At 56.3% G+C, this 21,537-nt stretch carries 15 protein-coding genes; 4 read left to right on the top strand and 11 right to left on the bottom strand.

What is annotated here, in order from left to right; translation table 11 throughout:
- Positions 1–56: 56 nt before the first annotated feature.
- The 6 genes from BUA38_RS29315 to BUA38_RS29285 form a co-directional block, all read right to left on the bottom strand.
- Positions 57–1,448: an amidase family protein gene (locus BUA38_RS29315; protein WP_244553333.1), complete on the bottom strand. Its 1,392-nt coding sequence runs from the start codon at positions 1,446–1,448 to the stop codon at positions 57–59.
- A 1,202-nt stretch (positions 1,449–2,650) separates the two neighbouring features.
- The gene (locus BUA38_RS38875; protein WP_072823462.1) at positions 2,651–2,860 is read right to left on the bottom strand and encodes a DNA-directed RNA polymerase subunit alpha C-terminal domain-containing protein; all 210 of its coding nucleotides are present in this window, start codon (positions 2,858–2,860) and stop codon (positions 2,651–2,653) included.
- A 66-nt stretch (positions 2,861–2,926) separates the two neighbouring features.
- Positions 2,927–3,241 (bottom strand): hypothetical protein, encoded by a 315-nt coding sequence (locus BUA38_RS29300; protein WP_072823460.1) that lies wholly within the window; start codon positions 3,239–3,241, stop codon positions 2,927–2,929.
- Between the two features lie 446 nt (positions 3,242–3,687).
- Positions 3,688–4,098: a cupin domain-containing protein gene (locus BUA38_RS29295; RefSeq protein WP_072823458.1), complete on the bottom strand. Its 411-nt coding sequence runs from the start codon at positions 4,096–4,098 to the stop codon at positions 3,688–3,690.
- A gap of 154 nt (positions 4,099–4,252) precedes the next feature.
- Positions 4,253–5,089 (bottom strand): oxidoreductase, encoded by an 837-nt coding sequence (locus tag BUA38_RS29290; protein WP_072823456.1) that lies wholly within the window; start codon positions 5,087–5,089, stop codon positions 4,253–4,255.
- 177 nt (positions 5,090–5,266) lie between these two features.
- Positions 5,267–7,390: a PQQ-dependent dehydrogenase, methanol/ethanol family gene (locus tag BUA38_RS29285; RefSeq protein WP_072826528.1), complete on the bottom strand. Its 2,124-nt coding sequence runs from the start codon at positions 7,388–7,390 to the stop codon at positions 5,267–5,269.
- 569 nt (positions 7,391–7,959) lie between these two features.
- Between BUA38_RS29285 and BUA38_RS29280 the strand changes: the two genes are divergently transcribed.
- Together BUA38_RS29280 and BUA38_RS29275 are read left to right on the top strand one after the other, a co-directional pair.
- A complete protein-coding gene (locus BUA38_RS29280) occupies positions 7,960–8,928 on the top strand; it encodes an ABC transporter substrate-binding protein (RefSeq protein ID WP_072826527.1) in 969 nt (322 codons plus the stop codon).
- A 206-nt stretch (positions 8,929–9,134) separates the two neighbouring features.
- Positions 9,135–9,824 carry a peroxiredoxin-like family protein gene (locus BUA38_RS29275; protein WP_072823454.1) on the top strand — a complete coding sequence of 230 codons (690 nt, stop codon included), beginning with the start codon at positions 9,135–9,137 and terminating at the stop codon, positions 9,822–9,824.
- Between the two features lie 589 nt (positions 9,825–10,413).
- On the opposite strand, the gene BUA38_RS29270 is transcribed toward BUA38_RS29275, so the two are convergent.
- Positions 10,414–11,418 carry a bile acid:sodium symporter family protein gene (locus BUA38_RS29270; protein ID WP_072823452.1) on the bottom strand — a complete coding sequence of 335 codons (1,005 nt, stop codon included), beginning with the start codon at positions 11,416–11,418 and terminating at the stop codon, positions 10,414–10,416.
- 913 nt (positions 11,419–12,331) lie between these two features.
- Between BUA38_RS29270 and BUA38_RS29265 the strand changes: the two genes are divergently transcribed.
- Positions 12,332–13,177, top strand: coding sequence for an HD domain-containing protein (locus BUA38_RS29265; RefSeq protein ID WP_072823449.1), 846 nt, complete (start codon positions 12,332–12,334; stop codon positions 13,175–13,177).
- 307 nt (positions 13,178–13,484) lie between these two features.
- Here the strand turns inward: BUA38_RS29265 and BUA38_RS29260 are convergent, their stop codons facing one another.
- Complete coding sequence (locus tag BUA38_RS29260; RefSeq protein ID WP_072823447.1) at positions 13,485–14,204, bottom strand: SDR family NAD(P)-dependent oxidoreductase; 720 nt, start codon at positions 14,202–14,204, stop codon at positions 13,485–13,487.
- A 66-nt stretch (positions 14,205–14,270) separates the two neighbouring features.
- A complete protein-coding gene (locus BUA38_RS29255) occupies positions 14,271–14,705 on the bottom strand; it encodes an organic hydroperoxide resistance protein (RefSeq protein ID WP_072823445.1) in 435 nt (144 codons plus the stop codon).
- A gap of 115 nt (positions 14,706–14,820) precedes the next feature.
- Here BUA38_RS29255 and BUA38_RS29250 point away from each other — a divergent pair, with 115 nt between their 5' ends.
- Entirely contained in the window at positions 14,821–15,720 is a 900-nt protein-coding gene (locus BUA38_RS29250; RefSeq protein ID WP_072823443.1) for a LysR family transcriptional regulator, read from the top strand.
- 760 nt (positions 15,721–16,480) lie between these two features.
- Here BUA38_RS29250 and BUA38_RS29240 read toward each other — a convergent pair.
- A complete protein-coding gene (locus BUA38_RS29240) occupies positions 16,481–18,145 on the bottom strand; it encodes an MFS transporter (protein WP_072823439.1) in 1,665 nt (554 codons plus the stop codon).
- A 2,257-nt stretch (positions 18,146–20,402) separates the two neighbouring features.
- Entirely contained in the window at positions 20,403–21,386 is a 984-nt protein-coding gene (locus tag BUA38_RS29235) for an MDR family oxidoreductase (RefSeq protein ID WP_072826526.1), read from the bottom strand.
- Between the last annotated feature and the right edge of the window lie 151 nt (positions 21,387–21,537).

Genomic DNA, 21,537 nt, shown 5'->3' with positions numbered 1-21,537 from the left:
ACCCATGTGTCCGGAACGGACCGAGACGCGCCTTTACCAAACGTAGTCAGTCCGCGTCAGGGCTGGGGCGTAGCGCTTTTCGGGGGAACGCGGAACTTGGTCGCCTGTTCGAAGCCGTAGGCGAGGCGGATCAGACGGCCCTCGTCCCACGGCCGGCCGACGAACTCCATGCCAACCGGAACGCCGATCGGCGCGTTTGCTGTCGGAGGCGAAAATCCGCCGGGAACGGCGATACTGGGGAAACCTGGGACCGACGCGATGTTACCATTTCTCTCGACTTGGCGCTCACCGATGGGCACAACCAGTCGCTGCTGATGCGGGAAGATCAATGCGTCCAGATTGGACTCCGCCATGATCTCTATGATTCTGTCCTGCAGCAGCTTTCGGCGATACAGGCGTTCGAAATAACTTGCATCGCGATCAAGGCTCTGGGCCTTGCGAAGTGCGTCTCCTATATTGAGCGAGAATTTTCCCGACTGGATGATTTCCTCGAGTGATTTGACAGGAGGCGTCGGCTTGGCATTGGCCAAATATGCATTCAAATCAGGCTTGAGATCATAAAGATCGACACTGATATTTGGACCTATCTTACTGGTGTCCAGCATCGGATCACGGACGGAGACCGTAACAGCACCCGCATCTTCCATAGCTTTAATGGCCGCCCGGGCGACGACGTTTACGTCGTAATTGATATCCTTCTCACCGAACAGTGTCTCGACCACGCCGAGACGCGCGCCCTTCAAACCGCCGGGGGTCAAATACTTGGTGTAGTCCCGCTCGCTATGCCCTACGCTCCACGCGGTCGCGGGATCGCCGGCGTCGTAGCCGCCAACCATCACATTGAGCATCTTGACGGCATCGGCTAGCGTTCGCGCCATTGGCCCCACCGCATCCTGGATGCTCGAAACCGGGATGACGCCGGAGCGGCTGATCAGGCCGATGGTTGGCCGGATGCCGACGATGCTGTTGGCCGACGACGGCGAACGAATTGAATTATTCGTATCTCCAGCGATTCCGAGAATCGCGTAGTTGGCGGCGAGGCCGGCGCCGGTCCCGCCACTCGATCCGCCCGGCGTCCTCGTCAGGTCGTAAGGATTACGGGTCTGCCCTCCAAGCGAGCTGATCGTCTCGCCCCAGATCGAGAATTCATGGGGATTGGATTTTGCGATGACGATGGCTCCGGCCGCCCTCAGCCTCCGAATGATCGTGGCGTCTTCGGCCGGGACATAGCCTTCGAGGCTCTTCGAGCCAGCGGTCGTTGGGATGCCCTTGGTGGCGACGATGTCCTTCACTAGGACCGGGATTCCATGGAGGGGGCCGACCGGCCCTGATCGCCTGAATTCGGCGTCCAGCGCGTCGGCATCCGCCAGCGCGTAGGGATTTTGCGCTATAATGGCGTTCAGCGCCGGCCCCTTCTGGTCGTAGGCGTCGATTTGCGCCAGATACATCTCGACAAGGCTGCGCACCGTCAACTTGCCGCTCTTCATCGCGGCTTGCACATCGGCGATTGTCGCCTCTTCGAGTTTGAAGCGATTCTTCGTTTCCGGCGATTGGGCATGCGACCAACTGGTTCCGACGAGCGCCAAGGCCGCCATCGTTCGACAGATCGTTCTGCATTTACGATTCATCTTTTGCCTTCTATCAACATCGTTATCTTTCCATCGACCGATCCGTCGGCTGCGGTCCGCTGGCGTCGCATCACTTAGTCCCGCATGACCGTTGTAAGTCAGCGCACATGCCCGCCACGCCTTGGTCGTCCTTCATGAAGGCGCTCGTTGAAACACAGATTAGCCCACGTAGAAGTGAAAAGACCGTTTGAGCATTGCTGTTGAAATCTAGTAAGTATTGTACATACTAGTTGGTACATTGCAAGCGAGAACTCGCTTGAGCATATCCGATCCGGCAAAAGTCAAAAGTAGAGCCGTTATTTGGTCACTCGTCTGACTCCGCACCGACGAGAAGAAATTTGCGGTAACGCGTCTTAACTCCGCCCGAACGCGGTCCAAAGATAGGCCGGTCGCGCCAAATCTTCGAAGAGCGACGCACCAATGGATGGATTTCGTCGGCGAGCTTCTCCTTGATGTCTTGCACGGCACGGTGATTTCAAGAACAGCTTCGTCGCTACGGGCCGCGCCACCTTCGAACATGAGATCGCTGGAGGGATTGGGCTAAGCGGTAATGATGGGCACTACCAAAAAGAGTAAGGCCGCCCCAGTGGGCGGCGTCTTTGATTCAATCGTCCCAAGTACGCTGACCGCAATCGGAGCATTCGAACATGCGCACGTTGCGGCCGGTGGTCGAATCCACAATTGTACGAACGAGATTGATTGTTGCCAGGCATTTGCGGCAAGTCTGCTCGCCGGCAAAATCGTCGAGCTCTAGGCTGGGTTCTACTGCTATGTCGTCTTGATGAGCCATCGCTCTTTATCGCAAGTGCGCCCAGCTTCGGTCCATCCGGCCAATCACTGTGCAGGTGCTTAGATCGCGCACCGGTTATTCGCGAACCCAAAAATACGCCGCCGGGCTCGAAATATCGCGTCCCGCCGGCGCTTGGTACTGGGCCCCTAAAATCCCCAGCGCCAATACATTAGCGAGTGCTCCCCCAAGCACGTGTGAGGTACTTCACGTTCATGCGAATTCTTGTTGGCCTTCAGTCGGCTAAACCCAATTGGTTGCGAAGATAGGCAACAGATCGAGGCCCCATATCCTGGAAGGTCAGAAGGGTCGTGCCACGGGTAACGCGGAGCTCGCCGACTGTCTTAATCCCATAGAGGGCGAGGACGTTTTGTATCCGCGCCGGCAGATTAACGTCTTCGAGCCTCGTTCGGTTTGGAAGGTCAAAAGACGGCTTGAGCTTCATCGTCGCTGACTGAACCCTCTGCGCGGTGCTCGCGTAGATGCGCTTTTGTTGGCGAGCCTACTCCGACTACCCGAATTCCACATAATCAACCAGCGCGGCTACGTAGCGGCGGCGATCGCCATTTGCGAGCACTCTAAACAATCGCGTCATAAAGCCTTTGGAGCCGCTCGGTAATAATCTCGAAAAACTGCTGCAACTCGGCCTTGTTGCGTACCGGCCCGCGTCGGCGCCGAACATGAGCAATGCTTTCCAAGGAATGCCGTAGCCGGTAACATTGACCCCGCGTGCGGGGCATCCGTCCACGTTGCGCAGGTCTTCGAGGATCATCGCCTCCAGTTCCTGGGTTGTTTTTGACGGCTTGATGTACTTGGGGCCTTCCATTTGAACCTACGTTACGTTGCCGGCCGGAGCCGCAATCTCAGCTATCACCACGGCGAGGCGCGTCGTCTGACGCCGGCGGCGCGCAACGGTATCCTTAGGGTATAGGCACGAGTTCGCACAGCGGACTCGCTGCGTCCGATCTTACTCGCAATCTCTGCTACATGACTGCCAACAAGAGCTTCTTGCCGAAGAACGTCGTCTTCCTCGGTAGTCCAACGTTTTGTCTCAGGCCTCATACCTTGGTCAGTAGCACTGGTTTGGTGGAAGCGTGTCGCGACTCGCTCCGCAACCTCAATTTTCCGCACCCGCATATTTCGCTCAGTGTCTGGTGACGGCGCGAGCGTAAGAAGCGAGCCGGCCCGGCGCTCGCAGGGATAGGGCGCGCCGGGTCCGGCCTCCGCATGACCCAACTGAGATATGCTGGAGCGGACCCCGTAGTTGCTCGGTTAGCGGAAGGGCTGATGTGGCGTAGATGTTTCTGCCCGATTTCGAACGAAGTCATAGCCTTGCCATGGGGTGTGGATCAGGATGAAACTGAACGGTTCGGTTGCGCTCAAATTACAAACCTCATGTTCGTAACCAGGCGGCATGGCGCAAAATGCCCGCACCGGCATCTGAATGATGCCGTCGCCGTTCTCCCCCCGGTAGTGGATTGCGCCCGAACCGGAGACTACGAAAAATAGATCCCATGTTCGAGTGTGCCGGTGCGGCGCAAGCTTCTCTCCGGGGTTCACACTAAAGAGGCTTGTTTCGGATTCAGGCACTTGATGGAGTACGGCCTTTGAACAAGTGTCATGAACTTTACTTCGTTGCTCGACCAGCACGTCAAATACGGAAATTACATTGGCTCGGTCCAACTGTTCGCTCCCACAAGCTTGATGCCATTTTTCCGGCAAGACAAAAAGCGTCGAAAATCACTCCGGCTTGATATCGGCCGCCCATGTACTCGTGTCGAAGAGATTGCGCTGGCTGCGGAAGCCAGGACCTTGGGGCTCGAGGTTGTGACGACTCCTACGCGTACTCGGTCGATCTCGTGACCGATTCCCATGTGTCGATCTCCTTCCCCAGCGAATTCAACTTGTCTCGGGCCAATTTCAGTGCGTCGCTGCCTAGCAGCAGATGCATCGGTGGATCGTTGGCTTCCACCACCTTCAAGATCGCACGAGCAGCTTTGGCGGGATCGCCCGCCTGCTGGCCACTCTTTTCTGCTCGAGCCCGTCGGATGGGATCAAAGAGCAAATCGTAGTCAGCAATATTCCGCGGCGAACGGATCATCGATCGCCCCGCCCAGTCAGTCCGGAAGGACCCTGGAGCAACTGCCGTTACCTTGATGCCGAAGCCGCGCACTTCATGCGCCAAGACTTCAGAGATGCCTTCAAGAGCGAATTTGCTGCCTGCGTAATAGGGGATGCCCGCTAACCCCACATATCCCGCCATCGAAGTAATGTTGATGATATGCCCACGGCGCCTCTCACGCATGAACGGCAGCACCGCCTTGATCATCGCGACTGCTCCGAAAACGTTGACATCGAACTGACGCCTCATCTCTTCGAGCGGACTCTCCTCAAGAGTCCCTTCGTGGCCGTATCCTGCACTGTTGACGAGGACGTCTATCGGACCACCATCCCTTTCGGCCCGTGCAACCGTGGGACCGATGGCTGTGAAATCCGTGACATCCAATAGGATGGCTCGCGTGCGTGCGGCGTCCATCGCGCTGAACTCCCGTCGCGCTGCTTCACTTCGCACCGTGCCGATCACGGAACATCCGGACGAGAGCGCTTCCTTCGCTAGGGCCCGCCCGAAGCCGGAACCCGCACCCGTGATCAGAAAATTCTTCTTCCCACTCATCGCGATGTCCTTCCACCGGCTTCTTAGCCGTGTTCGGTGATCTTATAAGCTTCTGCCGTGTTGGGTTCTGCGATATGCCCAAAGCATACCGGGACACGATAGGGCAATGCTCACCCGATATGAGCCACCGGCATCGAGCGAGCGGGTTGGCGGTCGACAACAGATCCTGGAGAAATGCTATTTCTTCGGTCGAACTGCGTCTGCCGTCCCCTGGATGAAAGCTTGGATTTTCATGACATCGTCCTCGGACAATTTGCCCGTAAAGTCCGGCATGCCCTGATCCAAGAACGGCCCCTTGAACACGATGTCCTTGAGATTGGCGATTTCCTCGGCCGGGACGTAGCCAAGATTCTTGATATTCCCACCGTTGTCGACGCCTGGGACACCATGACAGAATGCACAGTGGCTGACATACAATAGCGTACCAGGACCGACATTAGCTGGATCGTACTTTACGCCCTGTACCAGACCTGCGCTCTGATACTTCTTGAACTCAGGGAGCGGCGCTTTGCCGCCGATGGCGAAGGTGAACACCGTGCCCGGAGCTTCCTTGTCGGTTGCGCGCGCGCTCTCGCCGTAGACGCCGCCCCATCCGACCGCCACTGAGACGTATTGAGTACCATCGACTTCATAGGTCGCCGGCCCGGCGACGACGCCCGTGCCCGTCGAAGACTCCCAGAGCTTCTCACCCGTTTTCGCATTATAGGCAACGAAGCGACCGTCAGCCGTCCCCTGAAAAACGAGATTACCCGCCGTTGTCAACGTGCCTCCATTCCACGGAGACGCGTAATCCTGCTTCCACACCTGCTCCTGCTTCACAGGATCCCATGCGATCAAGCGGCCGAAAGGCTGGCTCTTGGGCGGCGTCACATTTATATAATAGCCGAGGTTCCAGCCCAATCCACTCATTGGATTGCCGGGAACGCTGGCGTTGTGCTTCCACTCCTTCTGCGCCGTCAGATTCATCGGAATATTCTGCGCTGGAAGATAGGCATAGCCGGTTATCGGATTGTACGACATCGGATGCCAGTTAGAGGCCCCGTGTGGATCAGGGATCGCATCGAACGACTTGTCGCCCCGGGCTTCCGGCACTTCGATCGGTCTTCCATTCGCGTCGTAACCGGTCGCCCAGTTCACATCCACGTAGTTCTTTGCCGAGATAAATTTGCCGGTGGTCCGATCGATGACAAAGAAGAAACCATTTTTCGGCGCGTGAAGGATGACCTTGCGCGGCTGGCCGCCGACCGGGATGGTGGCGAGGATCATCGGCTGTGTCGACGTATAGTCCCAATTGTCACCCGGCGTTTCCTGGTAGTGCCAGACATACTGGCCCGTGTCGGGGTTCAACGCGACGATCGACGCCAGATATAGATTGTCACCGCCGCTGGGGCTTCGCAGCTTGCGGTTCCAGGGAGCTCCGTTGCCGGTTCCGACGTAAAGAAGGTTCAGGTCCGGATCGTACGCCATCGTGTCCCACGGCGTACCGCCTCCGCCATTGATCCAGTATTTTCCGGCAGGATCCCAAGTCTTCGCCGCCGCTTCCATCGACGCATCTTCGTAGGGCTTGCTCGGATCACCGGGTACGCAAAACCATCGCCAGGCTTGCTCACCTGTCTCCGCATCGTAGGCGGTAATGTAGCCACGCACGCCGAACTCTGCTCCGCCATTGCCGATCAGCACCTTTCCTTTCACGATGCGCGGTGCGCCCGTAACAGTGTAGGAATGGCTGTGATCGATGATGGTATCTTTTTCCCAGACCTTCTTTCCGGTAACCGCATCGATCGCGACCAACCGGCCATCGTACGATCCGACAAAGACCTTGCCTTTGTAGAGAGCGACTCCCCGGTTCACAACGTCGCAGCAACCCTTGTAACCGCCCGTCCGCGGCACCTCGGGATCGTAGGTCCAAATCCGCTTTCCAGTACGCACATCGATCGCATGAACCACGCTCCATGACGCCGATACATACATAATTCCGTTAACAATGAGCGGCGTCGCCTCGACACCACGCACAGACTCGAGATTGTAAGCCCACTTAAGACCGAGATTTTTTACGTTTCCCGCATTGATCTCGTTCAGCTTGCTGAAGCGAGTTTCGGAATAATCGAGACCATAACTCAACCAGTCTTTGGTCGTTTTCGCGTTGGCTATGATCGCCTCACCGTCGATTGCCGACGTAATGGATCGGATGCGTTCAGGCGACAACGCCTGGCCGCCCGCCTCCTCCGCCGACGTGTTTGTTCCAAAGCAAATCGCCGCAAGGATCGCGATCGCGAGCCCCGCTACATCCGACTTGCACATGAGACGGGTAACAAACCGTGCGGAACGGTAGCGGGGCGCCTTCAGCTTCATGTTCTTCCCCTCGGTACAAAACGTTGTTTCGGACGGGTGTTTAGATCGGCTTATTTGTTTATTTGCTTAAAGGAAAATTCATGCTTTGCATGTCAGGCAGCAGAGAAAGTCAGCGGCGCAAGGACATCCAGACTCAAACATTATCGAACTCGACATCTGATCAAGCGCGCTCAGCCGCGAAGGCGCACCCGTTCGCCACCAGCAATTGCGGCGAATAGCGTTGCGCCAATATCGCGTCAAACTCAGAGACTCAACGTACGTTGCTGTCTAGCTGACGTCGAAGTGACAGTTGTCTCAGCCAAAATAATCATCCGCGTTCACGAGGGTCAAACGAATAAACATGATACTCTTATCGCCGAAAGAGATGGGTCTCTTCGTCCTCTCCACACAATCGACTTTCAAGTCGCGTAAGAGCGCCGTGAGGTGATCAATTCCGGCGTTGAAGTTTCGTAGCCACCTGATTTCAATGTGCTAGCTTGTGGTCTGCAATGGCTTGCCTCTTCGGTTGGGAGTGGGACATGAGGCGACGCGATTTCCTGACCGCGCTTGGCGGTACCGCCCTTCTGGCTAAAGCAAATGCACAGCAGCGGCGACCGGTTATCGGTTTCCTGCACCAAGGGGCGCTTCCCCCGCCTTCATTGACGGCTGCCTTCAGGAAAGGACTGGTTGAAGTCGGCATCAGTGATGGCCCTGATATTCGCATCGAAGATCGCGCCGCAAACGGCGAATACGATCAACTTCCTGCGCTGGCGAAAGACTTGGTCGACCGTCAGGTAGCGGTCATCGCAGCAGAACTTCTGCCTGCCGCTTTGGCCGCAAAGGCCGCTACTCAGTCGATCCCGATCGTTTTCCTGAGCGGCAGTGATCCGATCAAGTCAGGGCTGGTGTCAAGCATTAGCCGGCCCACGACTAACGTCACCGGCGTTGCAGTCATGTTCACTAGATTGGGAGCAAAGAATTTGGAGTTGTTGCGCGAACTGGTACCACAAGCTACGGTAATCGCGGCGCTCGTCAATCCGATCAATCCTAATGCTGAGCCTCAGCTCAATGACCTGCAAGTGGCAGCAAGACCCTTTGGCCTGCAACTTGTCACTCTTGGCGCCAGTAACGACGCAGAGCTTGACAGTGTTTTCCCGACGCTTTCTCAGCAGCAGATCGGAGCGTTAATTGTTACCGCCGATGGTTACCTTATCAGTCGGCAGGACCGACTTGTGAACTTGGCGAACCGCTTTGCGGTACCTACGATCTATCCCTTGCGGCAGTATGCAGAGGCAGGTGGATTAATGAGCTATGGCGCGAAGCTTCCAGATGCGTTTCGCCAATGCGGAAATTATGTAGGGAAAATCCTAAAAGGCGCCAGGCCCGCCGATCTGCCTATTTTGCAGCCGGAAACTTACGAACTCGTTATCAATCTCAAGACCGCGAAACAGTTCGGCATCACAGTATCCCCCAATCTACTGGCGCTCGCTGACGAGATAATCGAATAAAGCGACGACTTCCGAGTGTTGCACCGTTGCTACAAGACGACTGCACTGTACCATGTCGGCTTCCAAGGTAGCCCGGAAGACAAACGCTCAGACTGAGACAACGGAGTTTAAGCCGTGCACACACAACACGCTATGCGGAGTTGAAGTCCATATTGATTTGGTTGATGCTCCAACCTTGAGCAAGAAATAGCCACGGAGCGGGAAACATGAGCGAATACCCCGGGTCTGCCGTCCTCATTGCTCCTTCCCTTGCTGAATTCACCGATAAACTGATCGCGCGACGAGGCGCTGAGCAATCTAACCTCCTGTTTGGAGGCCAGATAGGTCCCGCTATTGAGGCGTTGAGCGCGAGAACCAACACCATTGGGGTCGGCGACCTGGCACCTACCTTTTCGTTGCCAACGGCAGAGGCGGGGATATGGAGACTGGCCGAGCATCTGGCGCACGGCAAATTCTCTTCTCTGGTTGTAGTCTTCTATCGCGGCACCTGGTGTGCATACTGTAATATCTATCTCCGCGGATTGCTCCAAATTCAATCGCAGCTGTCCGACGCCAACGCTGCCTTGATTGCGGTGTCACCAGAGGCCGCACCATCTTCCGTTGACGGTCCCAGCCCCGAAGGCCCAAGATTTCCAGTCCTAATCGATCATGGTGGCAAGGTTGCTGAACGGTTCGGTCTTACCTTTGAGATGGATGATGCTGCGAAGAATCTGCTGAAGAGTTCCGGTCTCGATCTCGAGAAACGAAATGCCGATGGGAGATGGATACTTCCCATACCTGGGACATTCGTGATTGATCGTTCAGGCCATATTGTCTACGCGCATGTCGATGCAGACTATCGCAACCGGCCTGAGCCGCAGCGGATTGCTGCAATGTGCCGGTCACTTCACCGCTAGGTAGCCTTGAGTGAGGCGGGTGACTTTTGCTTTTTCGCACGAAGCTGCCGAACGGGACGTCCGCTCTACTGTCGCCATCAGTGTAGATCGGACTGATGCAAACGGCCTATTTTAGTCGAGAATGACCCGACTCGGACGCTGAGCGCACATCGCCCCACAGCGGTGGGAAATTAGATACCGCTCTCCCCTATCCCTTTCGCTTTGCAGCAGAGGTATAAGCCGAGCCCGGACACCTCCAGGACGCCCAGCTTTCCCCATGCACATCTTGCGGCTCTTATCGAACCGGATAGGCCCAGCGCCCTCAGCGGCTCTGGCCGTCGATGATGTGGTGTGAGATGGATTGGTAGCAAGCAGTCGATTAAGATTGGCAATCGCGCGCGAAGTTGTTAGTCAGGCTTATGAACTGAGCGACCTCGCGATGTTCGCCGCTGTCGCAGCTTCACGCGGGCGGTGGCCAAGCTGTGAAGTCGCAGTCAGCCTTAAGCCAATCGGTTCGTCGGCTCGAAGAACGCCTATAGCTGCGTCTACTCACGCGCACCAACCACGGAGTTACGCCTACGCCTGCGGGCGAGCACCTTCTGAACACGCTTCAGAGGGAGCGGCGAGCTGGAAGCGGATCACTCGCCGTGACCCCGCGCGCTGCGTAATGCCTCGCGAGCGACGCGCAGACCATGAGCTGCATCTGGTGGAACAGCATCAAAGGGATGACGACGAGCCCGGCATGCCCGGCGAACAGCAAGCTGGCAATCGGGATGCCGTTGACGAGGCTTTTCTTTGATCCGCAAAAGACGATGGTGATTTCATCGGCGCGCGAGAAGCCGAGCCGCCGGCTCGCAAAGATCAAAATGGTCATCACGGAGACGAGCAGCGCGATATCAACGAGCGCGACCTTCATCAAATCTCCCGCATCGATCTGATGCCAGATACCATCCACAACGCCGTGACTAAAAGCCGAATAGACGAGGATCAGTATCGAGCCGTAATCCACGCTCTTGAGCGCGAACGGATAGCGCGTGAGATAGGCACCGATCCACGGCCGCAACAGCTGACCGGCGACGAAAGGCAGCAGCAGTTGCACCACGATGCCAAGGACCGCGCGCGCGGAAATCTCGAGGCCGTGTTGGGTGAGCAAGAAACCGGCGATCAGGGGAGTCAGGAAAACGCCGAACAGGCTCGAAGCGGTCGCGCTGCACATCGCCGCCGGCACGTTGCCGCCGGCCACCGACGTGAAAACGATCGACGCCTGCACGGTCGAGGGCAACGCGGTGAGCAGAATCAACCCGGCCCACAATGGCCCGGGGAGGAAACCTGGAGCGAGCAAGCGCGCGGACATTCCAAGCAACGGAAACAGCGCGAATGTGCTCAGGAACACCATTACGTGCAGCCGCCAGTGCCGCGCCCCAACTAGAGCCTCTTCGGGCGAAAGCTTCGCCCCGTGCATGAAAAACAGCAGCACGATAGCGCCATCCGCCAGCCAGCTAACGGCCTCCGCCACATCGCCGCCAGCCGGCATCACGGCCGCAAAAGCAACCGTCAACAGAATGGCTGCGAGGAACCTGTCGATGCGGGACCAGACGGAGCGGAGCAAAATCATTTGGGGCTTCGTTCGCTGCCGATAGCTCGCTCGATATCGGATGAGGTCGATCGCGCTCAGTAACAAAGGCACCTTTTCGCCACTACCGCTGGCGGCGATTAACGTTGCGCCAATATCGTGTCATGCTCAGAGATTCAGCGTACGTTGCTGCTTAGCAGACGTCGAAGTGACATGTACTTTGTAGTTAAATGATCATCCGCGATCGTGAGGGTCAAACGAATAAACCTGATACTCTTATCGGCGAAAGAGATGGGTCTTTCGTCCCCTCCACGCATCATCGACTTCCAAATCGCGTAAAAGGCGTCGGCATATCGAGAGAACGGGAGGAGCGATCATTCCGCGAAGGGCCAAACCCGGAAGTCACCACGAGCGACTTCCGGGTTCAAACTGGTCGAGCGCTCGGTCTCAACTGTGTCATAGCGACGCGGCATCGCCGGATAAGGCTGCGCGCCGTCATGGCGGATGCCGCGCTGAACCGCATTCAGGAAATCCTCATCGCTGTAACTGCTGATGCCAGTGTCTTTGTCCGGTGTGATGTTGGTCGAGTAAAGCGTTCCGATCGTGTTTCGGTACCTGGAGGGGCCTCGAGCAACGCCTCATGCCTGACGTCGAGGATCTTCTTGAGTTCAGATTCCGAGCGTCCCCCGATAAAGTCGAAGCTCAGAAGCGGCATAATGGCTTTCCTTGCTTGAGCGATTGAGGTTGGTTTCTTTCGCTCACGGAACCATGTCCTTATCAATCGCGATCAAACGAATAAAATCGAGAGGCTAATCTGTGCGGCAGATCGCTCGATTTGCGTCGAAACCCCTCCCGAAGACGTGCGCCCAATAGTTCATCTTCATCCAGAGGCTTGAAGCGCCTTACGAAGCTGATAACGTTGGAAACCACTGCGCGGTAGGTTGGGGGTGCGCCTGTGAAGACAATCACGGCATCAGCAGCGAAGAATCTGAGCAGGTTCCTGAGAAAGGACTTCCGTAAAATCTTCGGCCCGGGGTACGAGGAGATAGCCGAGAGACTAGGATCCTTGGCCCGTAGCACCATTGAATGCCTCGGAAGAAGCGACGCGCTCTATCACAATCTGGAGCACACGTTTCTTGTTACGTTGGTTGGTCGCGACATTCTGCAAGGACTTTCACTGTCCCATCGAATTGAACCTGACGACTATAGCCATCTAATCTGTGCCTGCCTTTTGCACGACATCGGATATGTTCGAGGTATCCTGAATGGAGATACCGAAACGGAATTTGTGATCGACGAGGAGCAAAGAAAGATAACGCTCGTTCGTGGAGCTTCAGATGCTGCACTCACACCCTACCACGTCAACCGATCCAAGATGTTTGCGTTGGAGCGGCTTGGAACGTCTCCCTTTGTAGACGCGGAGCGCGTCGCACGGGCAATCGAACTCACCCGTTTTCCTGCCAGCATAGATCAAACAGTCGAAACTGTGGGACTAGAGCCGAAGCTGGTACAGGCCGCTGATTTGATAGGTCAACTCGGTGACCCGATGTATCCAAAGAAGGCGAATGCGCTCTTTTATGAATTCGAGGAAATTGGACTGAATCGCCAGCTTGGATACTCGTCTCCCGCAGACCTTATCGACAAGTATCCCGGTTTTTTTTGGAATTACGTCTCCATGCATATCGGCGATGGAATAGAGCTTCTGAATCTCACAGTTTCAGGTCGTCAGTGGATCGCGAATCTCCATCATCATCTTCTTTGCGCGGAGAATTCGAATCGGATGATGGGTCCGCACCTTTAGTTGCTTTTACGCGTGTTAGTGCGCCCTTCTTACCGCCGCCCGACACGGTGCCAATAGCCGCTCCCATGAAAAGGAAGACAGCGGCAACAAGCTGGGCACAAGCCAATTTTGAAGTGCGAGAGGCGCCGCCCGTCGCACGTCTGGAGTCCAATCGATCAATTGTCCACTGTTTCGACTGAGGAAACAGTGTGTTTCGAGTGTTACATCTTTAGGACACCGCCGGTCTGGACAACCTCGACATAAGCGCCGAAAGGCACCGACGCCTGTGAGAGTTGGATAGCTAACTCCCACAGGCTGCCTTCCGCGCCTACCATCTCCCGGAATGCGCGCCGCCATCAACGTGCAGCGATTCTCCAGTAACATTCTGGGCTTCGGTCAGATAGACGATAGCATCGACGATGTCCTTGACGCTGGAAACCGTGCCCAACGGTGCCAGAGTCTTCAGAAACTCGTGCGGATCGTCCTTGTGCAGAGGCGTATCCACCATGCCTGGCGCAACCGTGTTGAACCGGATTCCTTGCTTCGCGTATTCGACCGCCAGGTTGCGGGTCATGGCATCGAGGCCGCCTTTGGTAATCATCGGCACCGAAACATTCAGGCCCGCGATCGGATTCTCAACCAGCGACGACGTAACGCCGACAACACTGCCACCCGATTTCTGGGTCAGCATCTGCTTCACGGCAAACTGGGTGATGTAAAGATAGCCTTCCAAATTCGTTGACGACAGCTTTTTCAGATCTTCACCCGTGTAATCGGTGAAGGCCTTGGGAAAGAAGATGCCGGCATTGTTGACCAGCGCGTCGATAGAACCGAACTTGCTGATTGCGGTTTCGGCGACCTTCGCTGCCACAGATGCATCGCCGATATCGCCGTCGACCAGCGCGAGCTTGGGAGACGACGACAACTCCTTCGACTTGGTAACACTACGCGACGTGGCGACGACGTTATAGCCCTTGTCGAGGAATGCTTTAACGGCACCTGCACCGATACCCTGGGAAGCACCTGTTACGATAACTGTCTTACTCATAATTTTCTCCTTTGTTTGGGTTGGTCATTAATGGATTCAAATGTCTGAATCCTTCCGCTCGAAACCTTACTGGGCTTCAACGATGTCCAGGCGCACGTCGAGGCTACTACGCGTTGCGTTTGAGTAAGGGCAGATCTGGTGGGCTTTTTGGACCAGAGTTTCAGCATCAGCCCTTGGCAACCCGGGGAGATAAACCGCCAGGCTAACCTCAAGGCCAAAACCGCCTTCGGCGCGCGGGCCAATTCCCACAGTTGCCTTCACGTTCGCGTTGCCAGGTACCTTCGGCCCACCTTGCGTAGCAACGAACTGCATTGAGCTGAGAAAACAGGCAGCATAGCCAGCAGCGAACAACTGCTCCGGATTCGTGCCCACAGCACCGTCGCCACCCAGTTCCTTGGGCCTGGCAAGGCCGACCTTTAAGTTTCCGTCCGGGGTGGCAGCATGGCCAACACGGCCTCCGGTCGCTGTGGCGCTGGTTCTGTATAAAACATTAGTTGGCATGACCTTCTCCTCTTCAGGGGTTTCGCTCTTCCAAAACCAACATGGGCGCAGCGGGCCGGTTTGATTAGCCGCAAATATCTGGAATTACATTTCCATTTATGGAACAATCGAAAAAATGGCTGATTTGAATGACATTGCTGTATTCGTGAAGGTCGCGCGGCTGGGAAGCTTCAGTCGCGCTGCACACGCCCTTGGCATGCCGGTTTCCACAGTCAGCCGGAAAGTTGCGGCGCTCGAATCGGAACTGGGTGTCACGCTGCTGCAAAGGACGACGCGCAAGCTTGCGTTCACTTCACAAGGCCGAGATTATTTCCATCAATGCAGTGAACCGCTGAACATCCTGTTCGACGCGGAACGCGTTTTGACGCAGACCCAAAGGAAGCCGGAAGGTTCACTCAAGATCTCCGTGCCGGTGGTTCTGGGACAAGACCCATTTCTCGGTTTCATTTCTGATTTTCTGAAAAGTTATCCGAGCATCAAGATCGATCTTTTCATCACCAACGTTTTTCTGGATTTGATCGCTGAAAATGTCGATGTCGCCATTCGCTTTGGCGAGTTGAGCGATTCGACGCTGATTGCGAAGAAGATTGGCAGCCAGGTCCGCTATGTGGTCGCCTCCCCCGAATATTTGAAAGATCGCAAACCTCCAACCAAACCCAAAGACCTCGAGCTGCATCAGTGTGTCTTGCTGAATGGCAAGAATAACGAAGCCGAGTGGGAATTGCTGAATGGACGCAAACGCGCTGGAATTCGCGTCTCGGGCCCCATTTCGAGCCGAGATTTCCAATCAGTCAGTATGTTTGTTTATAGAGGGCACGGCGTCGGTTTTTTGCCTTCGACCTATTGCAACGACAAGATCAGAAAAGGTGAACTCGTAAGGTTGCTGCCCGACTGGACTTCCAAGCAACTCGAAGTGCATGCCGTCTACCCCACAAGAAATTTCCTGCCTTCAAGGCTGCATGTATTTCTTGAAGCATTGAGAGCTTGGAAAAATCCCTTGTGGACTTTACCCTAGGTTCGCTCAGGAATCGCAAAGCCTCTCATAAGTAAACTAAAGAACGTTGCATCCGGAAACGGGACAGCTTTTGCACAAGGCCACTTCCTGAATTGATCGCAAGAGCTCGGGTTCGACAGCGCAGTGATCTGCGACCGGCCTGTCGGAATGCGTTACATGCAATGCAGGGTCCGTACCCCGCGGTGTTGTTGGATCCCACACTGTTGCGGGTCGTAAACTTGCGCTTAAGCAGGGCCGCCCGAGCCAGACGCGACGCCCTTCCCGCGCCCATTCCGCCGAGAGCTCAGCTTTCGCCGTCCGGCGTCTGGGCTTTGGCTTATTGATGACATTTGTTTCGACCTGATCACCATGACTCTGAATATGGGTGGTGATCTGAACGATCCGCGCAAGGTTCGATGAGGTCCTATGAGCGCTGAGCGTAGTCCCCTGCGTCGCGTTTGTGGATATCGTCAAACGATGCCTTGGGATCCTGTACCCTCCACCTGCGGCCCAGGATCGCTAGCCCAGCCACGGGCCGGGATCGCGGGTCGCATTCAACCTGTCTTGCGCTACTCGTCTCCGAGCGCAGGCGTTCTAGGAACTGGCCAGCATCCGCCGCAACACGCACTTGCTTGAACAGCGGAAGTATCCGCTGCTCGTATTCCCGAAGCGAAGCAGTCGATAACCCAAGCGTCTCTTCAACCGACGCGGTCCGCAACCCACGATCTTCGAATCTCGGTTGCCCATAGCTCAAGCAGTTTCATAGAAGGCAACTGCAAAGCTAATCTTTTGTGATATCGACGTTCTTGGTTTCCGGCAGGAACATCACGCCGACCACAAAGGTCATCGCCGCAAAGATTACCGGATACCAGAGACCGGAGTAGATGTCGCCGGTCGACGCGACGATTGCGAACGAGGTCGCGGGTAGCAGGCCACCGACCCATCCGTTGCCGATGTGGTAGGGTAGCGACATCGAGGTGTAGCGAATCTTGGTCGGGAACAGCTCGACCAGCATCGCCGCAATCGGACCGTAGACCATGGTGGCGAAGATCACCAGGATGGACAACAGTCCAATGAGTGTCGCAACTTGCGGGCGGAAAATGTCGAATGGATTCGACAATTTGACGATGTCCGTATCGCCCGCCTTCGGGTATCCCGCAGCCAGAATGGCCGCGGTAATCACCGGGTTGGCGGCTTTTGCGTCGGTGTACGGAACGTCCTTGTCGTTGACGACGATCTTGACCGGCGAGCCAGCGGGACCGGGGACGGTTGAGTACTTCACCGACGACGAGGCGAGGAACGCGCGTGCCGTATCACAGGGCTCGGAGAACACACGGGTGCCGACTGGATTGAACAAGTCACCACACTTCGCTGGGTCCGCTACCACCTGAACCTTAACCGTCTCGTAGGCCTTTTCCAGCGCCGGGTTGGCGTTGGTCGAGATCACGCGGAAAATCGGGAAATAAGTCAGCGCTGCGATCAGGCAGCCTGCAAGGATGATAGGCCTGCGCCCGATCTTGTCCGATAACGCGCCGAAGACGATGAAGAAGCCAGTACCCACCAACAGGGACCACGCGATCAGTAGGTTCGCGGTGTAGCCGTCGACCTTCAAGATCGATTGCAGGAAGAACAGTGCGTAGAACTGTCCGGTGTACCAGACTACGCCTTGGCCCATCACGGCGCCGAACAGTGCGACCAGCACGATCTTGGCGTTGCCCCAGTTACCAAAGGCCTCAGTTAGCGGGGCTTTCGACGTCTTGCCCTCGTCCTTCATCTTCTGGAAGATGGGTGACTCGCTCAATTTCAGCCGGATGACGACGGAGACGCCGAGCAGGATAACTGACACGAGGAACGGAATACGCCAGCCCCAGACAGCGAAGTCGGCTTCGCCCAAAATCGTACGGGTGAAGAGGATTACAAGCAGTGACAGGAAGAGACCGAACGTAGCGGTCGTCTGAATGAACGAGGTGTAGTAGCCACGCTTGCCCGGAGGTGAGTGCTCCGCGACGTAAGTGGCCGCGCCGCCGTACTCGCCGCCAAGCGCAAGACCCTGCAGTAGGCGCAGTCCGATTAGGATCATCGGAGCCGCGATGCCGATCGTCGCGGCGTTTGGCAGCAGGCCGACGATAAAGGTCGACAGACCCATGATCAGGATGGTGACGAGAAAGGTGTTTTTGCGGCCGACGATGTCGCCGACCCGACCGAATACGATGGCGCCGAACGGCCGCACCAGGAAGCCGGCAGCGAATGCGAGAAGCGCGAAGATGTCACGTGTCGCTGGCGGATAGGCGCTGAAGAACTGCGCACCGATGATGGTGGCGAGCGATCCGTAAAGATAGAAATCGTACCATTCAAAAACGGTGCCGAGCGACGATGCGAGGATGATGAAGCGTTCGTCTTTCGTCATGCCGCGTGCTCGCGGGGACGTGGTGCTAATTGTCGCCATTCGAATGCTCCCAGATTTCGTATTGAGAAAATTCGCTCCCGCGCGCCGGTTTATCTATCGCTTAGGAACGGCAATCAGTTTGGATCCAACGCCACGCGCCCGTGCAACAATCGATTCACCTTTGTCTCAGTATCTCCCAGCGGGCTGCAACCGCTCCACTCCTTGCTTGATGCGAGTTAAAATCAAGAGACGCTTCTTGCACCGATTACTCGCTCACCTGTGGCACATCGCATTCGCTGACCTTCGTCGATCCTCAAATGCCACAAGACATCCTGAGGTCTGCCGCCTGAGGCAGCGACGTGCCCACGACCAACCATACTGGAGATGGTCTCGACGGCGCCTTATGCACGGAGGCGTTGGTGTTGGACTCCGGTCTGTCTGGGTTCGCGTTGCAAGGGGTGGTGCAATTAGACCATTCGTCTGCTCCTTGGCGAAGCACATGCCCCTCAAAGACCCCTTAGTCGGAGTCGTGAGCACGAACACCATGTTGCCCACCATAAGGTCTGCTCACGTTGGCCGAGCAAAGGTTACAACGAGTGCGATTGGACTATCATTGCAACCATCGCGAGCCTAAACCGGAATTCGGAGAGCTTCCAATCTGTTGCCGATAACGCGCAGCAGCCAAACTTCACTGGTTTCGCGTAAACTCTATCCCCGCATTAGCTTATCTGCGTCGCGTATTTTTGTCTTTGCCTCGAGTCGGCTTACGCTAGGCAAACCCCGGCATCGCCTTCAAACGCTTTTTCGAGATAGCCATATCTTCTCCGGAGATTGACCGATTTTTCCACTCCAGCATTCTCGGATTTTACTTATTTCATTGCATGGCTATACCGGATCGATTCGGCGCCCCCGATTGAGGGTTGAAGTGCGTGGCTTTCCAGTCTTATCGTCGGGACAGATACGGCGTTCGTTCAAATTCCTTCGCTTGGGTACGGCAGGTTTCGCAAGCTCGATTTGTGAGTCGAATTTGGGGTAGCCGTCGGTCAAAACAGCGTTTTTGGAAGGAATCACGCTGGCTTACACCGATCAAATGAGGGCTAATCAATAATATCAGGCAGCGCTGAACGTCCTCTCAAGATCGGCCTTGACCAAGTGCAACATCGACATGAGCGGCGAGTAGTTATGGTAATCGAAGTGATAGACGGCAAGAACGCGCGAAGGAGCGCAGGCCCTTGGACGTCGCTTTCGCAAAAGGGTCGACCAATGCGCCAGCCGTCGTGTCTCGGGCAAGCACTGCGGATTGTCCGAGGAGTCCAGGCTAAATTGGGAGAAACACTATCGATCGGTTCACCGGGCGGCAGGGAAATGAAACCACGCCTACTGCAACAGAGAACGATCTACTTCTTTCGCCCGGGGGAATCGGATGGCGCAAGCTAGGTCGTGGGGCGGTCCGACATCATCTGGAAACGTGGTGCTGCCCGGTAGGCCCATTTCGTCACCCTGGAAGCATCGAGAACCATGAAGGCTAGGGCATGCTACATGGATGCGATGCAGCTGCGGATGTCACCTAGCGGTTCGGCGAAGCGACACTCAGCGAAGTCACCGTGAAAAACCGCCGCAGACATCTGATAAAAAATGGAAGGTCGGTCCTTGGCAGAAGTCGTGCGAATGGCGGAAATGCGGACCAAGCACGAAACTCAGCCACAAAAAAAGGGCCGGTGGCAAGACGCGCCACCGGCCCTTCACGCAAGCATCCTATACGAAGCACGCGAGGGGAAGGCTCGGTACGATCCGCCGTGGCCAAGGTTCGGGGGAAACAACCGAGGCCTAGACGGAGGCTGGGGTCGTATTAGATCGCTTGCGCAGAACGCTCGATACCCATCGGAAACATCTAACTCGTAGCGAATTTCAGAAGGCGGTTCTTCTAAACCTACGTATGGGGTTTGCCCGCCACGACAGCAAACTAAGTGCAATAGAAGAGTTCGACGGTCGCACCCAATCTGCGTTCGGCAATTCAGCACGAGCGGAATCAATTGCGATTAAACGCGATCTTGAACACCTCTCGGCCGTTGGACCTTGTGCCAAGTGATTCGACAATCGCAACTCTGTAAAACGAATGATTTAGATAGCCTTATCTCGTTTTCAGATCGCGGAATGCCTTGTCGCCACCAACGCGGCGGCGAGGCTGCGCGAACTGAAACATCACGAGCCCTGGGCTTGGCACGGCAACGATACAGGGACTCTAGTGCCCCGTCATTCCAGAGCGACTGATGTGATTGCAGAGCGATTTCCGCTATCGTGGGTGTCGTTGCCCGGCCTATCGGTTGACGTCGACGACCGTGCGTCCTCGGATTTGCCCGCTCATAAGGCGGCCGGCGGTCGCTACGGCGTCTTTCAAACCGACCTCCATCGCAGTCCTCTCGAGGTCCGCTTCGGTCAGTAGCGAAGCCAGCCGAGTCCAGGCCTCGATGCGTTCTGCCTTCAGGCGTGTCACGCTGTTGATGCCGAAAAGCGCGACACCGCGGAGGATGAACGGAGCGACGTTGGAAGGGAAATCGAGACCTTGTGCCATGCCGCACGCGGCCACCGCGCCGTCCGCCCTGATGCTGGCGCACACGTTGGCCAGCGTATGGCTGCCGACTGAGTCGATCGCCGCGATCCAGCGCTCCTTTTGTAGAGGCTTGCCAGGCTGCGAGAGCTGGGTCCGATCGATGATCTCGGAAACTCCCAGACTCTTCAGATACGGCTCTTCTTCGCGCCGGCCGGTCGATGCGACGACACGAAAGCCGAGCTTATCGAGCAGCATGATCGCAATACTGCCTACACCGCCGCTGGAGCCGGTCACCAGTACATCGCCTGCTCCGGGGCGAATGCCATATTTTTCGAGCGCCATAACCGATAGCATTGCCGTGTAGCCGGCGGTGCCGATGATCATCGCGCGACGGGAAGGCATCGATCCCGGCAGCTTGATCAGCCAGTCGCCCTTGACCTTGGCTCGCTGCGCCAATCCGCCCCAGTGGTGTTCTCCGACGCCCCAACCGTTAAGGACCACGCGGTCGCCCGCCGCGAACCTCGGATCGGAGCTTGAACTGACGACGCCGGCGAAATCGATTCCCGGTACCATCGGAAAAGATCTGACGATCGGGCCTTGTCCGGTGATGGCAAGCCCATCCTTATAGTTCAGCGTGCTGAATTCGACGTCGACCAGCACGTCTCCTTCGGGGAGGCGGCTTTCGGGCAGCTCGACCACGTCAGCGCGATATCCCCGTTCGTCCTTCTCGATAAGTACAGCTCTGAACAACCGCGTGCTCCCTTTTACGACTTCTTCCGCCGTTCGTTTGACCGATGCTTTGCGTGACAAACCAGCGGAACCTTTGCTCTGCCCTTCTTGCACTTCGGTTCGGAGACCATCTAGAACACCTTTGCGCTGCGGACGATCTCATTTGTCACTG

Origin of the sequence: Bradyrhizobium erythrophlei (genome assembly GCF_900142985.1) — a bacterium.
GTDB lineage: Bacteria > Pseudomonadota > Alphaproteobacteria > Rhizobiales > Xanthobacteraceae > Bradyrhizobium > Bradyrhizobium erythrophlei_B.
This window is presented reverse-complemented; position numbering and strand designations above follow the sequence as displayed.